Consider the following 1,317-nt stretch of genomic DNA (forward strand, 5'->3'; position numbering starts at 1 on the left):
AGAATCGGTACAATCCTACCTGCGTTCACAGTTACCGGAGTATATGGTACCGGGGATACTGATAGAGCTGGAGCAGGTTCCGCTGACGGCGAACGGGAAAGTAGACCGTAAATCGCTTCCGGAGGTTGACGTACAGGGTTCATCTTCGGGGTATGAAGGCGGTCGTAATGCGCTGGAGCTGACGCTGATCGGGATCTGGGAGGAGCTGCTGGGTGTAACGGGGGTAGGTATCCATGATAACTTTTTTGAACTTGGGGGACATTCCCTGCTGGCAATGCGTGTGGCATCGCTGATCCGGCTGCGGCTGGATCGGGACATCAATGTGCGGAGTATATTTGATCATCCGAACATAGCAGGGTTATCCCAATATATCCAGGGGCAGCAGGGTGTGCCGTTGCTGCCGCAGCTGCGGCAGCGAGAGGCAGGGGATCGTATCCCGCTGTCGTATGCTCAGGAGCGTTTATGGTTCATAGACAGGTTGCAGGGCAGTGTACAGTACCATATTCCGCATGTATTCCGTCTTCGTGGTTCACTGGACCGGGAAGCGCTGGAAAGTTCTTTCCGGGAGATCGTAAGCCGTCATGAGATCCTTCGGACAACGATCCGGGAGGAAGACGGTATAGGATACCAGCAGATCGAGGGGGCGGACCTTTGGTTACTGGACGAGCTTTCGGCGGGGGAGGGTGATGCTGTATGGCTACAGGAGCAGATAGCTGAATATATCAGCCGTCCTTATGACCTGTCCCGGGACCCGATGCTGCGTGTTCTGCTGATCAGTGTTTCGGAACAGGAGTATATCCTGGTAGCTGTACTTCACCATATCGCCTTTGACGGTTGGTCGATCGGGCTTCTTGTAGGGGAGCTGGTATCGTTATACCGGAGTTACAGTCAGGGTGAGGATCCTGTACTGTCGCCTGTAGGTTTGCAGTATTCAGATTATTCGGTATGGCAGCGTTCGTACCTGACGGGGAGTGTTCTGGAGGAAAAGCTGGGATACTGGCGTGAACAGTTGCGGGGTATCAGTCCGCTGAGCCTTCCGACGGATTACGCCCGTCCGGCGATACAGAGCACCCGGGGAGGTCTGGTAAGCCGTCATATCGGTGCAGAAGCGTATACGGGTTTGTTGGAGCTGAGCCGTCGGGAAGGTTCGACTTTATTTATGAGCCTGCTGAGTTTGTTTAAGATCTTATTATACCGTTATACGGGTCAGGGTGATATCAGTGTAGGGAGTCCGATAGCAGGTCGCCAGCAGCAGGAGACGGAAGGGATGATCGGTTTTTTCATCAATACGCTGGTATTGCGGAGTGAGCTGAGCAG

The 1,317-nt window shown here is 54.0% G+C and carries 1 protein-coding gene; it reads left to right on the plus strand.

The genetic code is table 11. The features are described from left to right. Positions 1-43: 43 nt before the first annotated feature. Positions 44-1,317 (plus strand): condensation domain-containing protein (locus AC1DRQ_RS31615; RefSeq protein WP_477430123.1); only part of this gene is annotated, 1,274 nt, incomplete at its 3' end.

This window comes from Mucilaginibacter sp. P4_E8, assembly GCF_056401495.1.